The organism is Sporosarcina sp. ACRSL, assembly GCF_022346605.1.
Lineage (GTDB): Bacteria > Bacillota > Bacilli > Bacillales_A > Planococcaceae > Sporosarcina.
Genome location: NZ_JAKRNT010000014.1, coordinates 65370 through 82079, shown reverse-complemented (window position 1 = coordinate 82079; position 16710 = coordinate 65370). Strand labels below are relative to the sequence as shown.

17 protein-coding genes are annotated in these 16710 nt (G+C 35.7%); 1 reads left to right on the top strand and 16 read right to left on the bottom strand.

What is annotated here, in order from left to right; translation table 11 throughout:
* Positions 1-261 precede the first annotated feature (261 nt).
* The 15 genes from MHZ92_RS18595 to MHZ92_RS18520 form a co-directional block, all read right to left on the bottom strand.
* Positions 262-1167: a hypothetical protein gene (locus MHZ92_RS18595; protein WP_239433211.1), complete on the bottom strand. Its 906-nt coding sequence runs from the start codon at positions 1165-1167 to the stop codon at positions 262-264.
* A gap of 219 nt (positions 1168-1386) precedes the next feature.
* The gene (locus tag MHZ92_RS18590; RefSeq protein ID WP_239433210.1) at positions 1387-2502 is read right to left on the bottom strand and encodes a hypothetical protein; all 1116 of its coding nucleotides are present in this window, start codon (positions 2500-2502) and stop codon (positions 1387-1389) included.
* A gap of 355 nt (positions 2503-2857) precedes the next feature.
* Positions 2858-3100 (bottom strand): DUF3006 family protein, encoded by a 243-nt coding sequence (locus MHZ92_RS18585; protein WP_239433209.1) that lies wholly within the window; start codon positions 3098-3100, stop codon positions 2858-2860.
* Positions 3097-4140 (bottom strand): MBL fold metallo-hydrolase, encoded by a 1044-nt coding sequence (locus tag MHZ92_RS21520; protein ID WP_304649767.1) that lies wholly within the window; start codon positions 4138-4140, stop codon positions 3097-3099. Before MHZ92_RS21520 ends, MHZ92_RS18585 begins: the two co-directional genes overlap by 4 nt.
* A gap of 94 nt (positions 4141-4234) precedes the next feature.
* A complete protein-coding gene (locus tag MHZ92_RS18570) occupies positions 4235-4579 on the bottom strand; it encodes a YolD-like family protein (protein WP_239433208.1) in 345 nt (114 codons plus the stop codon).
* Positions 4579-4800, bottom strand: coding sequence for a transcriptional regulator (locus MHZ92_RS18565; RefSeq protein WP_239433207.1), 222 nt, complete (start codon positions 4798-4800; stop codon positions 4579-4581). The genes MHZ92_RS18570 and MHZ92_RS18565 overlap by 1 nt, the downstream gene beginning before the upstream one ends.
* Before the next feature lie 165 nt (positions 4801-4965).
* Positions 4966-6306 carry a hypothetical protein gene (locus MHZ92_RS18560; protein WP_239433206.1) on the bottom strand — a complete coding sequence of 447 codons (1341 nt, stop codon included), beginning with the start codon at positions 6304-6306 and terminating at the stop codon, positions 4966-4968.
* Positions 6307-6590: 284 nt separating this feature from the next.
* Positions 6591-6917, bottom strand: a complete 327-nt coding sequence (locus tag MHZ92_RS18555; protein WP_239433205.1) for a hypothetical protein — start codon at positions 6915-6917, stop codon at positions 6591-6593.
* A gap of 320 nt (positions 6918-7237) precedes the next feature.
* A complete protein-coding gene (locus MHZ92_RS18550; protein ID WP_239433204.1) occupies positions 7238-7579 on the bottom strand; it encodes a hypothetical protein in 342 nt (113 codons plus the stop codon).
* A 131-nt stretch (positions 7580-7710) separates the two neighbouring features.
* Positions 7711-7989, bottom strand: coding sequence for a hypothetical protein (locus MHZ92_RS18545; RefSeq protein ID WP_239433203.1), 279 nt, complete (start codon positions 7987-7989; stop codon positions 7711-7713).
* Between the two features lie 94 nt (positions 7990-8083).
* Entirely contained in the window at positions 8084-8299 is a 216-nt protein-coding gene (locus tag MHZ92_RS18540; RefSeq protein WP_239433202.1) for a hypothetical protein, read from the bottom strand.
* Between the two features lies 1 nt (position 8300).
* Positions 8301-8732, bottom strand: coding sequence for a hypothetical protein (locus tag MHZ92_RS18535; RefSeq protein ID WP_239433201.1), 432 nt, complete (start codon positions 8730-8732; stop codon positions 8301-8303).
* 338 nt (positions 8733-9070) lie between these two features.
* Positions 9071-10657: a hypothetical protein gene (locus MHZ92_RS18530; protein WP_239433200.1), complete on the bottom strand. Its 1587-nt coding sequence runs from the start codon at positions 10655-10657 to the stop codon at positions 9071-9073.
* Complete coding sequence (locus tag MHZ92_RS18525; RefSeq protein WP_239433199.1) at positions 10650-11168, bottom strand: sigma-70 family RNA polymerase sigma factor; 519 nt, start codon at positions 11166-11168, stop codon at positions 10650-10652. Before MHZ92_RS18525 ends, MHZ92_RS18530 begins: the two co-directional genes overlap by 8 nt.
* A gap of 489 nt (positions 11169-11657) precedes the next feature.
* A complete protein-coding gene (locus tag MHZ92_RS18520; protein WP_239433198.1) occupies positions 11658-12593 on the bottom strand; it encodes a zinc-binding dehydrogenase in 936 nt (311 codons plus the stop codon).
* Positions 12594-13406: 813 nt separating this feature from the next.
* Here MHZ92_RS18520 and MHZ92_RS18515 point away from each other — a divergent pair.
* Positions 13407-15404: a hypothetical protein gene (locus MHZ92_RS18515; RefSeq protein ID WP_239433197.1), complete on the top strand. Its 1998-nt coding sequence runs from the start codon at positions 13407-13409 to the stop codon at positions 15402-15404.
* A gap of 236 nt (positions 15405-15640) precedes the next feature.
* Here MHZ92_RS18515 and MHZ92_RS18510 read toward each other — a convergent pair whose 3' ends face one another.
* Positions 15641-16684, bottom strand: a complete 1044-nt coding sequence (locus MHZ92_RS18510) for a hypothetical protein (RefSeq protein ID WP_239433196.1) — start codon at positions 16682-16684, stop codon at positions 15641-15643.
* Positions 16685-16710: the final 26 nt, after the last annotated feature.

The following is a 16710-nucleotide window of genomic DNA, read 5'->3' as shown; positions in this document are numbered from 1 at the left end:
TTAAATTAAACTGCCCCTTTAGTACAATAAGAAAAAAGTCTTTACTCCTTCTTAAAGAAAAGCACCCTATAGTTTATGTAGAAACCTTTACAATCTCTTTTACACATTAACATAATCTAATCCCATTAATGTATTTTCTTGAATCTGACTTATTACAAAAAGACGCCCTCTTTTTAAAGAAAAGCGCCCGATTATTGAATATCATTCTAAGTTCTTATTAAAGTAAATCCCCGTTAATTGAACAAGCTTTAATTAATTTATTCACCAAGTCTTACCCAAAGACTCATAGTATTTCCTAAAGTTATCTTTTGAAAAGATTTGTTCATAGAAGATGATAGATTCACAAGGTACCTTTATTGGTTTTTCTGAATAATCTATTTCTAGACCTGTTAAAAGTTTATTGCTTATTTGGTTTTTAATTAATCTTTTCAACTCTTTTCCTTTGTCACTTTTCACCCTTAAATGCCATCTTAATATAACTTTCTTAATAAAATCATTTTCTGCATACCAATATTCCAACTTAATATTTTGCTTATCAAATTCCTCTTTTGCATTGATTTTATAGTCATTTCGCTCTTGAAGTTGGTAATTATAGGAGAACTTTTCCTCCACTTCGTTTTTTGCCCATTCTCTTCGATGTAAAGTGTTATGGAAATTTGTTTTAAAAAACCCATCAATTAAAGCTTTAGTTGTAAAATGGTTACTTCGATCGTTAAATATGGGCAACTTTCTCATAATGAAATACAGCTCGTAAAAATCAGACATTGCTTTTGAAGTAAGTTCATTATCTGTCATTATTTTTTGAAATTCCGCAAATTCCATCAATTCGTCCATTCCTTGGTATTGCAGTTTTTCAAAATCACTAAGGTCAAATATATCAACTGTATGAAAGTATACACAAATGGGTTTTGTATGAGTTTTCCCCTTTATGTGGTTAATCACTCGTTCAGCTAAATTGTCAGCTCTCCCTATGTATAGAGGTAAGTCTTGATACTCATAAGAATGCCTATCCTTAAAATTATCTTTTAATGCCACATTCCTTCCCCAAAAAACATAGACACCCGGACCAGTAAACTTTTGAATTTCAGCAAAATCCCAAACTCTAATTTCGTCTCCATTTGGTAGTATATGAGGGAATAAATCTCTTTTATCACTCTTTTCTCCCATTAATACTTCAACTCCTAACAAACTAATAATATTAAAATAAATATTAACAAAAAATTCAATTCTATGTTTGATTCTTGCTCCACTAAATGGCCCGATTGCTTAACAAAGATTAATCTGGACACTTTCTCTAAACTGCCCCTTTAGTTGAACAAGAAAGAAGAGCCGTCTAAGCAGCTCAACGATTTTCAAGTAAAGCACTGGTTACTTTAAGTATAAATTTTATGCAAACCATCTAATAGGAATTTCTAAGTGCGCTGGATTATTCCTATCCCATATCGGATCAATATCCTCTTCTTTTAGTTTAGGGGAATATAATAGATATTTAACTAAATCAGACGACAAACGGTAGCGTACTTCCCCTTTAACTCTATCAGTTATACTCTCTATTTCAGATAATTTATTTTTATTCTCCATATAACATACAGTAAACCCGTAATTTAATTGGTTTAATAAAACTATAAATTTATATTTCCCTTCCCAATAATCAGCTCTTAATTCATTTACTCGTTTCTCCAAATCAATAAGCTTTGGCCTTTCTTCTTCCAAATTAATTTCCTGCAAATAAATTCTTTCATGATCTAAGAAGCTAGAGGAAACTAACAATAAATCATCTCTTCGAGTTAATGATACTTGATAATTTAAATGAAGATTTCTTTCCCCATTACCTTGAGTTACAGCATACATTAAATAAGTGGTATTCCACATTCTTTGAACTCCCCCTGTATGTACAAATCCCCCAAAGAAAAAGCCACCTACATCAAACAACATTAAAGGATTTTTAATGGCGAAATTTTGTAAAAATGCAAGTGCATAAACTAAACATTTTCCATCTCCAAAATTATCATTTGTTATGAAATCAACAAACTGTGAGCTTTTATCGCTTAAATATTCGTGTTCTCCTCCACTTCCTAGATGTATTGATGAATGTTCTTCTTTGAACTGACCGTTACCCATGTAATTATATGAATACAGCTTTGGCCTATCTTGTTCCATAAAACCAACTAGTAACTCTATACGAGAAAATGGACCAGCTGATAACACTCTTTCGAAAGCAGTTATTGGCTTTAATCCCTTTTCAAGTTCTTTTGTAAAGATTCCAATTGCCTCTAAAGCATTCTCAACATCACCTGCAAAAGTAACCAAAACATTACCAGGTAATTTAAAGACTTTATACATTCTATCTTGCATAGTTTTATTTTCTTCCTTAACAAATTCACCAAAAGTAGTATATTCACCAAAAGCTTCATCAATTTCTTGATTTCGTCCACTTGAAGTCATACTATCAGCTATTAAAAATACTGCTGTTTTTGATTTAAATCCAATACAATATGTCACGCTTCTAGCCTCCCATGTAAAAATACATTTCACTAAACTGCCGCGTTAGTTGAAGATAATTTCTTCAATATTCAATACATTTCAGCATAGATTTCTCATCTTCCTTCTATATTTTTCTTTCCCCTATACAATTAGCAAGTGTTTTATCAACGTAATTAACAAAGGCACATAAATTCATGCATTGGTGCTAATTCCTGTGCCAATTGTGGTACCTATCCATCTATATAAAGCATCTAAATGTTGATGAAACAACAAAAACAGGGACAACAATTCATATGTGAAGTGTGTCCCTTGACTCTGTGTATTTTAATGTATTCTCCCCATCAACCGAACACGTTAGGCATAAGCCCCCTCTTCATTTCTTGTTCTTCAGTTTCTCCAATAGGTTGCTTACCTTTACCTTCATATCAGAAGTTTCTTCTATTAATACATTGAATTGATATCCGGTTTCATTCGTTTCAATCTCAACGATATCACCTTCATTAAGATTTCCCTCGACTTCCTCCAACGGAATTAACAATTGCTCACTTTCATCGTCCCGCTTTAAGAATACATAAAAGCCATCATCGATCCGATCCAACGTAAATTTATTTGTCATCTCTCACACGCCCATCCATCTTTGTCTCTATCCATTTTAGGTTGGTATGCTGGGTGGTCTTTTCCTACACCTTTAGGGTATACCTTACGCAACTCAGTACAGTTTTGGAAATTAGTTTGTGTTGCTGGCGCAGGTTTTGTCACTGGCTTTGGAGCAGGTTTAGCAGCTGGCGATGGCTTGGCTTCCGTTTTACCACAACTATTGGACACTGAATGCTTTACTCCATCTGTTGTAACTGTAATATTGCAATGAACGGCTGTTTTGTATGTTTTGGCTCCTACATTATTCAATCGTGATTCAATTGCCGTATGTGGATGACCATAAGAATTGTTTTTACCGTATGACAGGATCGCTACACTTGGCTTCACATTGCTGATGAATGTAGCTGAACTGCTCGTGTTTGATCCGTGGTGTCCGTTTTTGAGTACAGTAGCCGAAACGTCGTATTTGTCACGGATATAGTCCTCGATCGCTGTATCTGCATCTCCCATCAGCAGGAAAGACACTTTGTTGTAAGTCGCTTTTAAAACGATTGATGCATCGTTGCTGTCTTTCGCGTTTTCGTCAGCGTAAAGAACCCGTATGACCATTTTAGGATCTAGTGCAATTTTATCCAATTCTTCAGCTACAGTAAATTTGATGTTCTTCTTGTCAATCAAGGTTAGCAGTTCATAATACGTTTGCGAGGTATGGACATAGCCGGAGTCAATGAAATTTGTGACATTAAACGTATTCAGAACTTCAATCAACCCGCCGATATGATCGGCATCTGGGTGCGTAGCTACCACAAAGTCCAACTTTTTAATGCCTTTTGCTTTAAGGAAATCAACTACATGCTTACCTGCCGATTTCGGTCCCCCATCTAACAGCATTGTCTTACCAACTGGCGATTGAATTAGTATTGCATCACCCTGGCCAACATCAATGAAATGTACTTTCAGTTCTTTTGTTGCTGCCGCGTCTGCTGTCGGCATAAAGCCTATGATCAGCGCGAACGCCATTAATACTGAAAAAAGCCTCTTCAATTTCATCTCCTTCATAATTCCCCCTCCTAGTTACTACATTCGACTTAAGATGATAAAGTCCTTCTAATTTATATATTTTTCCAACAAAAAAGGCCACTCAAATGAGTGATCAGTTGATGCATTGTACAGATATGATATGTTCGATTGAGATTCGAAAATCGCCAAATGGGTCGGCAAGGAGGATTGCTTTGTTATGTAGATCGATTGCTTCGATAATGCCTTGGTTTTCGATTATACGATTGTCTCGCCAAGTCTTTATTAAAGTTTCGCATTTTCGTTTATTTGCTATTTCGATTTCTTCTTGGATTGCTGCCAAATCCCATTCTGTAAGTTCAGGACGTTCGGTATGTTCATCTTCTGCATGCCAGTCTCTTAGATCAGCTAGGTGTTCCGGCAGCATCATTGCTGTCCATTTGATACGACCGCGGTCTTTGATATCGCCTTCTACCTTCATTAAACGATCATCCTCTCTTTATGAGAAACGGGAACTAGTGCTAGAACATTGTCAATGGTAAAAGTCCGTTTGGATTTCCTTAGATAACAATAAGCGCGGAACGATACCTCTCCTACCTGGATGACTCTGATTCGTCTCCCGCTGATTGATCCATCAGCTGCCATGTACATCATATCCAATAATTCGCCATATCTTACCGACTTCTCCAATTTTTTACGCACGTTTGTTCCCCTCCTTATTTTCATTATAGAGAATGAATGTTCGCATGTAAAGACAAAGAAAAAAGCACGTTTCAGTAAAATACTGATTTGTGCTTTTTTGATTACCCATTAACATTTATTCATTTTTTCTTTATAGTTTTAATTACAATTTGTAGTTGCTTTTTCTCATTGTGCTGTCTCATATTCCTCACTCATCTCCTTCTTCACAATATTACTATATCTTCTTTTTATATATCTTTTAATAGCAGGAGTTTTATTAAGTAGTTTGATTAACGGCCAATCCATTACACTAATGAAGTAATCATCGTCAATGCTTTTAAAAAATTCTAAGGCATCTTTTTCAGCTTGATCGTCTCCAATTAATATATTCTTTGCCATTCTATATTCAACACTTAATGCTGAAGTGTCAAATTTATCAATTTCATCATCAACGGAATCATCTTTATTCAGTTTATAGGACAAGAAATAATTAATTTTACTCATTAATTTTGATGAGTATTCCAAATTTAATTCTGAAAATTTATCGAAGATGAAACGAACTCCTCCACAATCTTTATCTAGAATACCCACTAATAAACCATGATAATCATAAAAGAAATCGTCTAAACTGTTTTTGTATTTTTTCAATCCGTACAAGTAGATTAATATTAACCCAAACTTCCTAAATACAGATATCCTTGATTGAATATATCCATCATCTAGCTCAAGTGTCTCACCTTTGATTAAATTATTCCTTAGTGAAGGGTCTATTTTATTAATGTATAAATCATTGATTTTCCCATCATTATGAATAATTAAATGGCGACGTTGCAGAGTTTCTGTAACAAGTATAATTTCCTCTTTCAATTCCCTTACACTGTGTAAATTTATATTCACTTTCTTATCTAACTCTTTTATCCATTCTTCAAATGAATTTCTAAGTAGATTTTCAATATATTGATCTAGAAGGAATGTCTTGGCATCTTCAATAGAACCAATATTCTTAAGATCATAATATGTAAGTGGTTTATCTTTTATCACTTGATTTGAAACATCTAAATTATGTATAAAATCCTTGAAGATATCTGCAATAAGTAACTCTAAACCTATCACTAAAGATACTATTAGTGAGTTTTGAAACTGAGTCTGATCATAGGAAGCATCAATTGTATTTTCCATAAAATTATCATAGGCTTTACTTAATACTGCAGATTCTATCAATAAAGTAAATGTATCATCCTCTTCTTTCACTACTGTATTCTTATCAATCATTCCGTAAACGGGAATTTCCTCTAACTCTTTAAAAATTTTCTCTAGTTCTTTTTGTTTTTCTATATCGTTGTTTTTTTCAGCCTCAACCTTTTTATACTTCAAATGTAAAACGTAGGATGTAAATTCACCGATGTCCATCTTTGAAGGTTCAGGTTTTTGCTCAACATTTTGTTGTTGGAGTCTTTCTATCGACCCCAAGTGTCTTAAAAATCTAGATGTTATTTCATTTATGAATTTCCCATTATTAGAAGTCATAAAAATCTATCTCCTTATTTCACTTTTTACCATTATAACAAACAGTTTATTTAGTGCCATAGTTATTAGAAGATTCATCATTTTAGTTTCTTATACTATTATGAATTTTTCAAAAGTAGAAATATAGCTCTTTGAGTTGATTTATTACTTGAGAATCCAAGTAAGTACAATCGTAAACCCCAAAGACTGTTAGGGAAAATCAAAGTATATTGTCATCTTATTATTTCAAAATGCTAAACGATACAAAGCATCCATAAGTAACGGATAAAGTGCTTTTTACTTCCTCAAACAAACTCAATATGTATATTTACCATACTGTCTTTCTTGCATTCGTCACAATGAACAAACCCAAATACGGGTTTGTGAAACCGAATTCGCTCCAATTCAAGCGCAGGCTTTAAGCAGTTCATACATCTTCGGCCTTTCACTTCGGCCTTTAGAAATTCTAGAAGATCCTCACTGCCGTCATACTTTACCTCAACTTCAACCAGCGTGCCGACACAATCATCGCAAATTGGCAGTTCTCCCTCTTCCAAGACTTCTACGTCCGCTTTGCTAAATTGGACATTACATAGCAAACAATGTACATTGCTCATTTCTACATTCCACATAATATCCCCCCCTATCGACCTAGTTCGACAAGAAGGTATGTAAGTCCTTCTTTATAAGCAAACAAAAAAGCCCTATCCAATTAAGTAACGGGTTAGGTTGATGGGGAGAAAATTGCAATTAACAACGTAAATAACAGGTTAATCAGCATATTTTTCAACAGTGAAACAGTCATATAAAAACAAGTAAAAGCGCTCAGAAATCTGAGCGCTTTTTAGCGTAATATTCTACTATCCTTATTGAACTAAAGCACCCGTTAGTTCAAGAACTAATTGTCTTTTCTCCAAGCGTCAAGTTTTCTTGACCCGTAAAATCATAAACATTATAGTCCCTGCTTTTCTTTATTTGCACTTTTAGATTTGATAAGCGAATAAATATCTTTGACATTAAGTACAAGCAGCACTAGCAAAAGCAACCAAACAAAAAGCAATTTGTAACCAAAATTGTCCAATATATATTCTCGCTGTTTAATCGAAAAGTAGCAAAAAACTATTAATAATAGCAGGTCATTGACTACGACAACTATCTCATTTATTTCTTTCTTGTCTTTCAGGAGTCCATATAAGATTACCCTCACGATTAAAATAGTTCCCATTAAATAGTGTAGAGTTACTATATCTGCACTAAACTCACTAGCTTTAGTAAACTCAAGGATAGGATCCATTGATATCCTCTTTTCAATTATTTTATCTAGATAGATGCTTTTCTTGAGCTAAACTGCCCCGTTAGTTGAATAAGACAAAGGTGCGGTCAAAACTCAACGATCTTCAAGTAAAGCACCCTTTAGTGAAAAACTCACTTTAAAAAGGACTTGTCGAAATACTCCATTGCTAGTATTACTAGCCCCAAAATCGTTAACAACAATCCTACAACAAATGGGAAACCTAGGAATAAACTTTGAACAGCTTCATGCCCAAACCCATGGTATTGCTTTTCCCCAAAAATCGCATACCACAACTGTGAACCAGTCCAACTAGTCATGCTGGGCATATACATCATTGCCATCAGAATTATAGTTAGTGTAGTAAATAATCCCCCTATCATTATAAAACCGCCAATTACAGTCCTTTTCATTCTTTCGCCCCCCTATATCTCCAAGCGTTTTAGATTTCCCTTGTTCAACTAACCTGCTGCGTTTGTTCAATAAGAAATAGTGCCCTCAAGCAGCTCAACGTTCTTCAATTAAAGCACACGTTAGTGAAATATTAAGTTTATCCCAAACCCAAGCCTGAAAGATTTGACCTATTTCTATTTTGAGTGCTTCAACATCCAATTCCTCATCAATATCGAATTCTTTAAAAGTAAATGTTTTTGTTGCCCCTGTACCTTCATATTTTGTGCTCTTATGAACGATTCGCCACTTTCTTGGGAAGTGAAACCTCATATCATTCGTTCTGGGGCATTGACACCTGCACAGCATTCTGTTTAAAACCTTCACCATGCAGGTATGAATCAATAACTTCAATATGACTTGGATAATGGCCAGTATCTCCATCAACTCTAAACTTTAATAAGAGATAACCGCCTGTTACTCCATCACCAAACGGCATAAATGCCCATTCATGTGAAAGTATTTGTGCTTCCTCCTGTATAAACTCCATTCCATCCGCTATAGATTCATAAGGGATCAAATGTGAATACTCCATAAGCTCTTTGATTACATCTTCTTTTGTACCTGTGTAATTTATTTGTAGTAATTCATCGTAAGAATATATTGGGAAGTCATTTGCTGCATCTTCGGTCAATTGAAAATCGTTAAAAGCTGTATTTAGCTGTTCCTCTAAGCTAGAATTCTCTTCTAAAGTTTTATTGATCATACGGGCATTTTCTTTTAGTTGTTTTTGGTAATTCAGATTATAGTAGATTAACACACAAACCGTTATTGTCAGTAAAATGATTAGTGTATTTTTAATTATTCGCAAAGTTATTCCTTCTCTCTATTATAAATAGGAACGCTATGAAAATCTTACTCAACTAATAACTGTTTCATAGAGAGCCCATAACAATTCTCCTCTTGTATAAGAAGTATGTTGCTAACTAGGCACTTAATTCTTTAAGTACTTAACAAAACAGCCCCTTTATCGACAATTAGGGAAGCGACCCCTGGTAAGGATGGCTTCCCTATAAACCTCTACTTCATTCGTCGAATATACCTTTATTCATTTATCAGGTCGAGAGAATCTTTAATTTCTTTGAAATCTGGACCAGGATAGAAAAGACTTAATGTAAGGCTGCCGTCAGGGATGATTTCTGCTTTAATTATGTGATCCGTTTCTTTAGAGTAGATAAATCGATGCTGACCAGAGCCAAATTTAATCCCTTCATAACTTTCAAATAACTGGTTGAAATATTCTTGATTTACATTATCGATTGCCACCGAAAACAACTTATCATTTCTAATATACAATCGAACCTTGCCATCTTCTTCAAATACGTAGTCCGGCGAACTCATCATTTCCTCTTCATCCATTATTGCATAATTTTCTCCCAATCGCTCAATTACATCCGATTGAGGTTCCCCTAAAGTTACTCCGTGAAGATAAAATAAACCTTCTACCTCTTTGAATTCAGGCTTTTTTTCTTCTATTGGCGTCGAGGATTGTTCTGTTTCTTGGTATCCCATATTTTCAAAAAAGTCCAGATTATCATCAGGAACCATCAAATAGACATAAAGGCTACCGTCGGGGATGATTTCTCCTTTAATAAGTTGATAAGTCTCCTGAGAGAAAATATATCTATATCGATTGCCATCAGAACTATATTTAATTCCTTCATAGTTTTCATAAATCTGAGCAAAGTAATCTTTATCTACTTTCATTAATACAATCGAGTCTAATTTATCATTATAAAAAAGGAAACTCGCTAGCCCATCATAATTTAGGAGGAAATCAGAGTCACTTCCATCAGCTTGACCTATTATATAATTTCCACCTAATCGTTCAATTACTTTTGATGGTGAGTCACCTAACGTTACTCCATGAAAGTAAAAATAACCTTGCTCTTCAGAGAATGTCGGTTTGGCTAAATCTATATTCAAGTCAATTGGATACTGTTGTTCATTATTAATATTCTGTTCCGTCATATATAGAAACTCTGCATTTCCCTTGAGATTCGAGTCGGGATAGTATAGGGATAAGTTAAGATTTCCGTCGGTAGCCCCCCTTGAGGCATGTAATACATGGGAAGACTCCTTAGAGTAGAAATAATGATTATCATGATCAACATACCTTGAATGTACATATTTAAATCCATCGTAGCCATTAAATAGTTTGTCGTAATAATTTTTATCTACATTCATATATACAATGGAATCTAATTGATTTTCATTAAAATAGAATCTCGCCATACCGTCATAATCCATGATGAAGTCAGCATCAATTTCATCCTCTTGTTCGATTGTATAGTTCTCACCTAAGCGTTCAATTACTTTTGATTGCGAGTCACCCAACGTTACACCATCAAGATAATATAAGCCTTGTTCTTCGGAGAATATAGGTTTTAATAAATCTATGTGCAGCTCCGTCGGAGACGGTTGATCGGCTACAGACGGTTCAATTTTAGTTAATACTTCATTTAAAATAAAGAGCATTACGCACATTGTTACAACAACGGTTATTATCGCATATTGCCATGTACGCTTTGGCTTTGGATTTGGATTTTCAATCTTGTTCACTACGTTTCGTATAACACGTTCCTTACTTTCAGTTAAATCTTTCACTTCAGTAGGAATAAATTTATCCATTCAATAGCACCTCCCATTCAATTCCTTTCAGCTGCTCTCTCAAAAGTTCCCTGCCACGTCGTAATCGGGTTTTTACTGTACTTTCTGGTATAGCTAAAAAATTTGCTATCGCAATGATTGTCATTTTGTGAAAATAAAAGTATATGAGGGCTTCTCGTTGTTTTAATGGTAAACGAAGGATAGCTTCTCCTATTATTGTTTCTTCATCTTTTCGAACTAATTCATCTGATCTCTTTACGGATCCTGAGTGGAACAATTTGTTTTGCAATTTGACACTTCGATAAGTCCAGCTTTTTAAATAGTCTTTACTTTTATTAATAGTCATTTTTGTTAAATAGGCCTTTAATTCGCCACGTTCTTCGTAATCAGAACGGCTGTTATAAAATTTAATGAATACTTCCTGTACAATATCTTCTGCAGCTTGGAGATCCTTCACGTAATAATAAGCTAGCCGTATTAGGAACTCCGTGTATTGAAACATTAAGTCTTGTAATTGTTTAGCACTTTTCAAAGCTTCAACTCCTTTCACTACATAGTAAACGATTCTCAGACCTCAAAAGTTTGTTTTTTCAAAAAATAAATCTAAAATTATACTAACCTGACTATGCGATATGCGACAAAACGCCTGAAATCCTTGATGTATATGGGTTTCAGGCGTTTTCTTGTTGTTGAAGTTGAACCGGAAAGTGCAACTAACCTGATTCAACAGTGAAATAACTATATAAAAACAAATAAAAACGCTCAAATCGAGCGTTTTTATTGGCGTAATATTTTACTGTCCTTATTGAACTAAAGCACCCGTTAGTTGAACAAGGAAATTACTCAATAATTTCTATCTCTTTAACTTCAAAGTCCTTTAGATGATAGACTATCTGTTAAAAGAACTAAAAATGAGGAGAACCAAAAGGCTCTCCTCATAATATTTATATTCGGTTACTGTTCTAACCAAAATGTTGTTTAATAGAACTAGAACAGATAGCTCAGTCTTGGGTGTGTCTCATCAATCGATAAGTGCGACAGATCTTCCAGTAGTCTCTCCCCGAGCCAGTTTTTCCACCGTATCTCCAATCTGATCGAACGAAAGGGTATTGACGTCAGACTTTACTTTGCCTTCAGCCATCAAGCTAATCACGTTTGCGACATCTTCTGGAGTTCCGCCGAGAGATCCCAGGTAGCGCAATTTCTTTAAGACCACGCTCTGTGCGGAGATGTTCGCTTGTTCACGAGCTAGACCAACTTGTATCACTGTCCCGCCCATACCAACAGTCTCAATGGCTTCAGCGGTCGTGGTGCCAAATCCTGCATAGTCAACGATGACCTCGAGGTCTTTGTCTGCGAATTCAGTGATGGATGTGGCAACCTCGACATTTCCATATTTACGGATATTGTCATGGATATTCTCATTAATTTCGGCCACGTAGACCTCTGCACCCATCCCCAGCGCGAACTGAATTGCGAGAGATCCTAGACCACCAGCACCTATGATTCCGACCTTAGTACCTTTACGGACTTCACCTAGATTTAATGCGTGCATCGAAGTCATTCCAGCGTCAGTGGCAGTAGCTCCCTGTTCAAAGGACACTTCATCAGGTAATGGTACAAGTAGTTCAGCAGGGACCAGCACCTGTGAAGCAAAGCCGCCATGCATTTTGGTACCGGGTCCGTCCACATCCGCCGCAGCTACTACCCGCTGTCCTACCGATAAACCAGTAACTCCTTCGCCCAGACTATCTATGGTTCCCGCAATCTCATGTCCGAGAGTTCGTGGCAGTTCCCCAACATAGTGAGTTAGAGTTCCGTCGAGGTAGCTGACATCAGTGTGGCAAATCCCCGCAGCCTTAACGTTAATAACGACCTGACCAGGTCCAGCAGTTGGTGGATTGACTTCATTTAATGTGAGAGGCTTCTTAGCTCCTATTACTTGCCATGCTTTCATTTATTACACCTTCCCTGTATTAGTTTAAGTAAATCTCGAATTAAAGTATCTTTAATTCAAAGTAATTATACGTCCAATTTAAAAGTAAGTAAAATAATTTGCTTATTTACTGTTTTGCTACGTTTCGAGGAAATTATTCATTGTATTTTATATTAAAATATTCCGCCACTTTAAAAGTAAGTCCTTTTACAACGAAACACCCCTTTAGATATAGAATCCAAAGGGGATAAAGCTTCGCAATTTTTTTATAAACATCGTGACTTTATGTCAAACCAACACCTGCTTATTAAACTAAACTGCCCCGTTAGTTGAAGAACATCATTTCACAATATTCATTATATTTTAACATAGATTTCTCATCTTCCTTCTAATTTTTCTTTCCAACATCAAATCAGCAAGTATTTTAACAAGTGAATTAGCAAAGGCACATAAATTTATGTGCTCTTGTTAATCCCTTTGCTATAGCGGTTCCAGTTTGTCTATATAAATAATCTAAACGTTACATAGCAACAAAATTGGGGGCACCAATTCATATGCGAATTGTGTCCCCAAATGCTGTGTTTTTTATTGTTTTCTCCACAGCAACCGAACCCGTTAATAAGCGAGGTGCGTGCTACTTTATGTCTAGAAAGCGATATTGTGTACCAAGGACATTAAATTTCATTTCTGATTGTTTCCCTCTATCACACCCACTTCGATTTTGTATTAATCCGTAAAAGTCAATATCGGTTTGTATATTCCAATAAATTTTCGTCTATAAATTGCCCTAAAGAGATACGGGTGACACAACATCCGCTAAAGGAGTAGCTATAGATGAATGAGTTAGAATCTCTTCAAAAAATCGTGAATAGAAATGAAGGTAGCATTATTTCCAAAGGATATAACGGAAGAAATGAGAAAATAGAATTTGAATGTAAAGAAAAGCACCGTTGGTATACAAAGCCGACATCTATTTTCAACGGACATTGGTGTCCTACCTGTAATCATACGGTCCCATATACTATTGAAGATATGAAAAGAGTCGCCCTAGAAAGAGGAGGGCAATGCCTTTCTCATCATTATCAAAATGCTCATAGCAAACTAACTTGGAAATGTGCCAAAGGACACATTTGGCAAGCGATACCTAAAAGTATTTATCTACATGGAACTTGGTGTGCAGAATGTAAAGGCGTTAAAAAGCTGACAATTGAGGATATGAAGGAGTTGGCCGAACGAAAAAACGGTGTCTGCCTTTCCGAGGAGTATGTCAATAACCGTGAAAAACTACGATGGCGTTGTGAAAAAGATCATGAGTGGGAATCATCCGCATCCAATATTAAAAGTGGAAAATGGTGTCCAAGATGTGCAAAAAGAAAAGTAATCATCGAAGATATGGAAGATCTTGCACAATCAAGAGGAGGGAATTTTTTATCTAACAACTACAATGGGAAGTATGTCAAATTAAAGTGGAAATGTAAAGAAGGTCATATGTGGGAAAGTACTCCGGCAACCATTAGAAGCGGAAGCTGGTGCCCTGTTTGCGCAAAAAAAAGTACATTAACTATTTCTGATATGGACCTGTTGGCTGCTGAAAGAGGTGGGAAATGCCTTTCTATTAATTATATTAACAGTGGTACCCTCCTTCAATTCGTGTGTAAAGATGGACATCAATGGGAAACAAATTACCGCAATATCTCAAAAGGTTCCTGGTGCCCAAGTTGTAATGATTCAAATGGTGAACAAAAATCAAGGTATCTCTTGGAACAATTATTAGGACTTGAGTTTAAAAAAACAAGGAAGGTTCTAAAACGGGGATTAGAAATCGATGGTTATAATGAAAAGCTAAAGGTTGGTTTTGAATTCCGAGGAATTCAACATTATCAATACGTTCCTTACTTTCATAGAACAATCAGGGGATATCATGAACTTATAAAGCGAAATCGTGATAAGGAAAGTCAGTGTGAACAAAAAGAAATAAAATTATTAATTATCCCTTATAGTGTTGAGGAAGAGTCAGATGAGTCCCTAGTCCACTTTATTAAAAGTTGGTTAACTAGGAATAGTATTCCTTTTCAGAATAAAGAGGTTTCCTTGAACTCTATCCATAATCTTAATTCCAAAATCAGTCTTATGAAAGAAATAGCAGAAAGTAAGGGTGGGCAATGTCTTTCCACTGTTTATCGTAATAGAAAGCACTACTATGAATTCAAATGTCGTGAGGAACATCGATGGACTACAACGTTTGAAGTTCTAAGCCAAGGCAGTTGGTGTCCTCAGTGTGCAGGCAATGCCAAACTAACAGTTGAAGAGATGAAGCAATTTGCTGCATCTCAAGGTGGAAAGTGTTTATCAAATGAATATATTAACAACAATACTCACCTTCTATGGGAATGCAATAAAGAGCATCAATGGAAGGCAACCCCTTCGAATATCTTAAGGGGAAAATGGTGTCCAACGTGCAATAAAAAAAAACGATTAACAATAAATATCTTTACAGAAATAGCAAATAAAAGAGGGGGAAAATGTTTATCTTCAACATACATTAATCAAAAAACAAGATTAGCATTTGAGTGTCAGCACGGTCATCAATGGGATGCTTTACCAAATAATATTCAGAAAGGGAAATGGTGCCCCACATGTAAAGGAAATCGTAAAAAAACTATTAAAGATGCACAGTTAATCGCCCAGCAAAAGCAGGGGAAATGTTTATCAACTGAGTATGTAAATAATAAATCAGAACTACAATGGGAATGTTCGGAAGGTCATATATGGACATCCAACTACTCAAACATTCAGCAAGGAAGTTGGTGTCCTCAATGTAGACAATTGTAGCTTGTGCTTTCTTGTCCGCTTCATAAATAGCTATTTCACCTTGTAACTGATTAATCTTTAAAAAGTTTTTACTGTATTCAGCATGTAGTCATTTATTTTCACAGTTTGAAAAAGTGCTTAAGACAGAAAAAATATAAAAAATTGCTGGAGGGTACCTAGTCTTATTTTTCATTATTTCGTTAGAAATAAGAGCCCCAGGGTAGTCATTTCACTACCCCTGGGCTTTATATATGAAACTAAGCTATAGTGAATAGCCTAGTTGAAGTATTCGGTAACATTGTAATACCATAATCATTTGGTAATAACACTGGATTGATTCCTTCCTTGCACAGATGCTCCCTGATAAACTCGTTAAATCTATCCTTAAGTAATTCATAGCTTCGTTCACCTTGCGATGACTTAAATCTTTCTGGCACATCGGTAGCGTCATTTTGAATTGCCTGCAAAGCATTAGGAATTGAACCCGCATCCCCGATAAATTCCAGGACTTCAATTGCCTGTTCTTTAATCCGTTGCTGTTTCCCATTCAGCTTCATTATCCGCTTCGCGGCTTCACCATAAGTATAATAGTCTCCAACCTTAATGTGACGTTTATGATGTGCTTTTAATACCGCAATTGCAATATCTTCTCTAAACAAACCCAACCAAGCGCTACGATCAACGTTATACTTCTTTAGTAAGTATGTTGGATCTAAGCATTGGTACTCGAATCGATACAAGTCAACTGCCTGCTCTTTTAAGAAAGCTGGGCTATTCGTCTTAGAAAGCTGATCCTCTTTATTATAGGCATTGATCCGAGAACTCTTACACTCATTGTAGGTGCTTCCTGACTTCTGTAGACCCTTATAGCGATATGGAACTGGCCCTTTGCTTTCAAGTATTGTGTATAGCTCCACATCCGGTGTATAGAACTGCCTTGCATAATCGACACGAGTAAGACGCCATCTCCACCTTGTTAATGAAAAGTAAGGATGAATAGACTCTAGCACTTCGTTTAATGTGCGTTGTAGAGCTTCTACATTCTCTTGACTACAGTCAAACAGCTCAATACTTGGAGCCTCTTTTAACAGCTCAGTAGGATTAATCTCAACAGCTATACTGTACATATTACTATTCTTCTGTCTTGTAATATTGATTGCTCTCACTCCAGGTTGACCAAGTGGATTAGAAATCTTACAAGCGTTTCTGCTCACAAACTTTATTTCCTTCTCTAGCTCCATGCTCAATAAGTCAACAATTGAATAAGCAGATTCTAACGAAATCTCAAATGTATCAATCACAGCTTCCCCTCTTCTCTGGTTTTCCC

Bases quoted from the DNA above. Each gene is read 5' to 3' on its own strand.
- MHZ92_RS21520 (WP_304649767.1), bottom strand. From the start codon at position 4,140: ATGAAGGAGATGAAATTGAAGAGGCTTTTTTCAGTATTAATGGCGTTC.
- MHZ92_RS18570 (WP_239433208.1), bottom strand. From the start codon at position 4,579: ATGAAGGTAGAAGGCGATATCAAAGACCGCGGTCGTATCAAATGGACA.
- MHZ92_RS18555 (WP_239433205.1), bottom strand. From the start codon at position 6,917: ATGTGGAATGTAGAAATGAGCAATGTACATTGTTTGCTATGTAATGTC.
- MHZ92_RS18595 (WP_239433211.1), bottom strand. From the start codon at position 1,167: ATGGGAGAAAAGAGTGATAAAAGAGATTTATTCCCTCATATACTACCA.
- MHZ92_RS18540 (WP_239433202.1), bottom strand. From the start codon at position 8,299: ATGAGGTTTCACTTCCCAAGAAAGTGGCGAATCGTTCATAAGAGCACA.
- MHZ92_RS18515 (WP_239433197.1), top strand. From the start codon at position 13,407: ATGAATGAGTTAGAATCTCTTCAAAAAATCGTGAATAGAAATGAAGGT.
- MHZ92_RS18585 (WP_239433209.1), bottom strand. From the start codon at position 3,100: ATGACAAATAAATTTACGTTGGATCGGATCGATGATGGCTTTTATGTA.
- MHZ92_RS18520 (WP_239433198.1), bottom strand. From the start codon at position 12,593: ATGAAAGCATGGCAAGTAATAGGAGCTAAGAAGCCTCTCACATTAAAT.
- MHZ92_RS18550 (WP_239433204.1), bottom strand. From the start codon at position 7,579: ATGGATCCTATCCTTGAGTTTACTAAAGCTAGTGAGTTTAGTGCAGAT.
- MHZ92_RS18530 (WP_239433200.1), bottom strand. From the start codon at position 10,657: ATGGATAAATTTATTCCTACTGAAGTGAAAGATTTAACTGAAAGTAAG.
- MHZ92_RS18535 (WP_239433201.1), bottom strand. From the start codon at position 8,732: ATGATCAATAAAACTTTAGAAGAGAATTCTAGCTTAGAGGAACAGCTA.
- MHZ92_RS18560 (WP_239433206.1), bottom strand. From the start codon at position 6,306: ATGACTTCTAATAATGGGAAATTCATAAATGAAATAACATCTAGATTT.
- MHZ92_RS18545 (WP_239433203.1), bottom strand. From the start codon at position 7,989: ATGAAAAGGACTGTAATTGGCGGTTTTATAATGATAGGGGGATTATTT.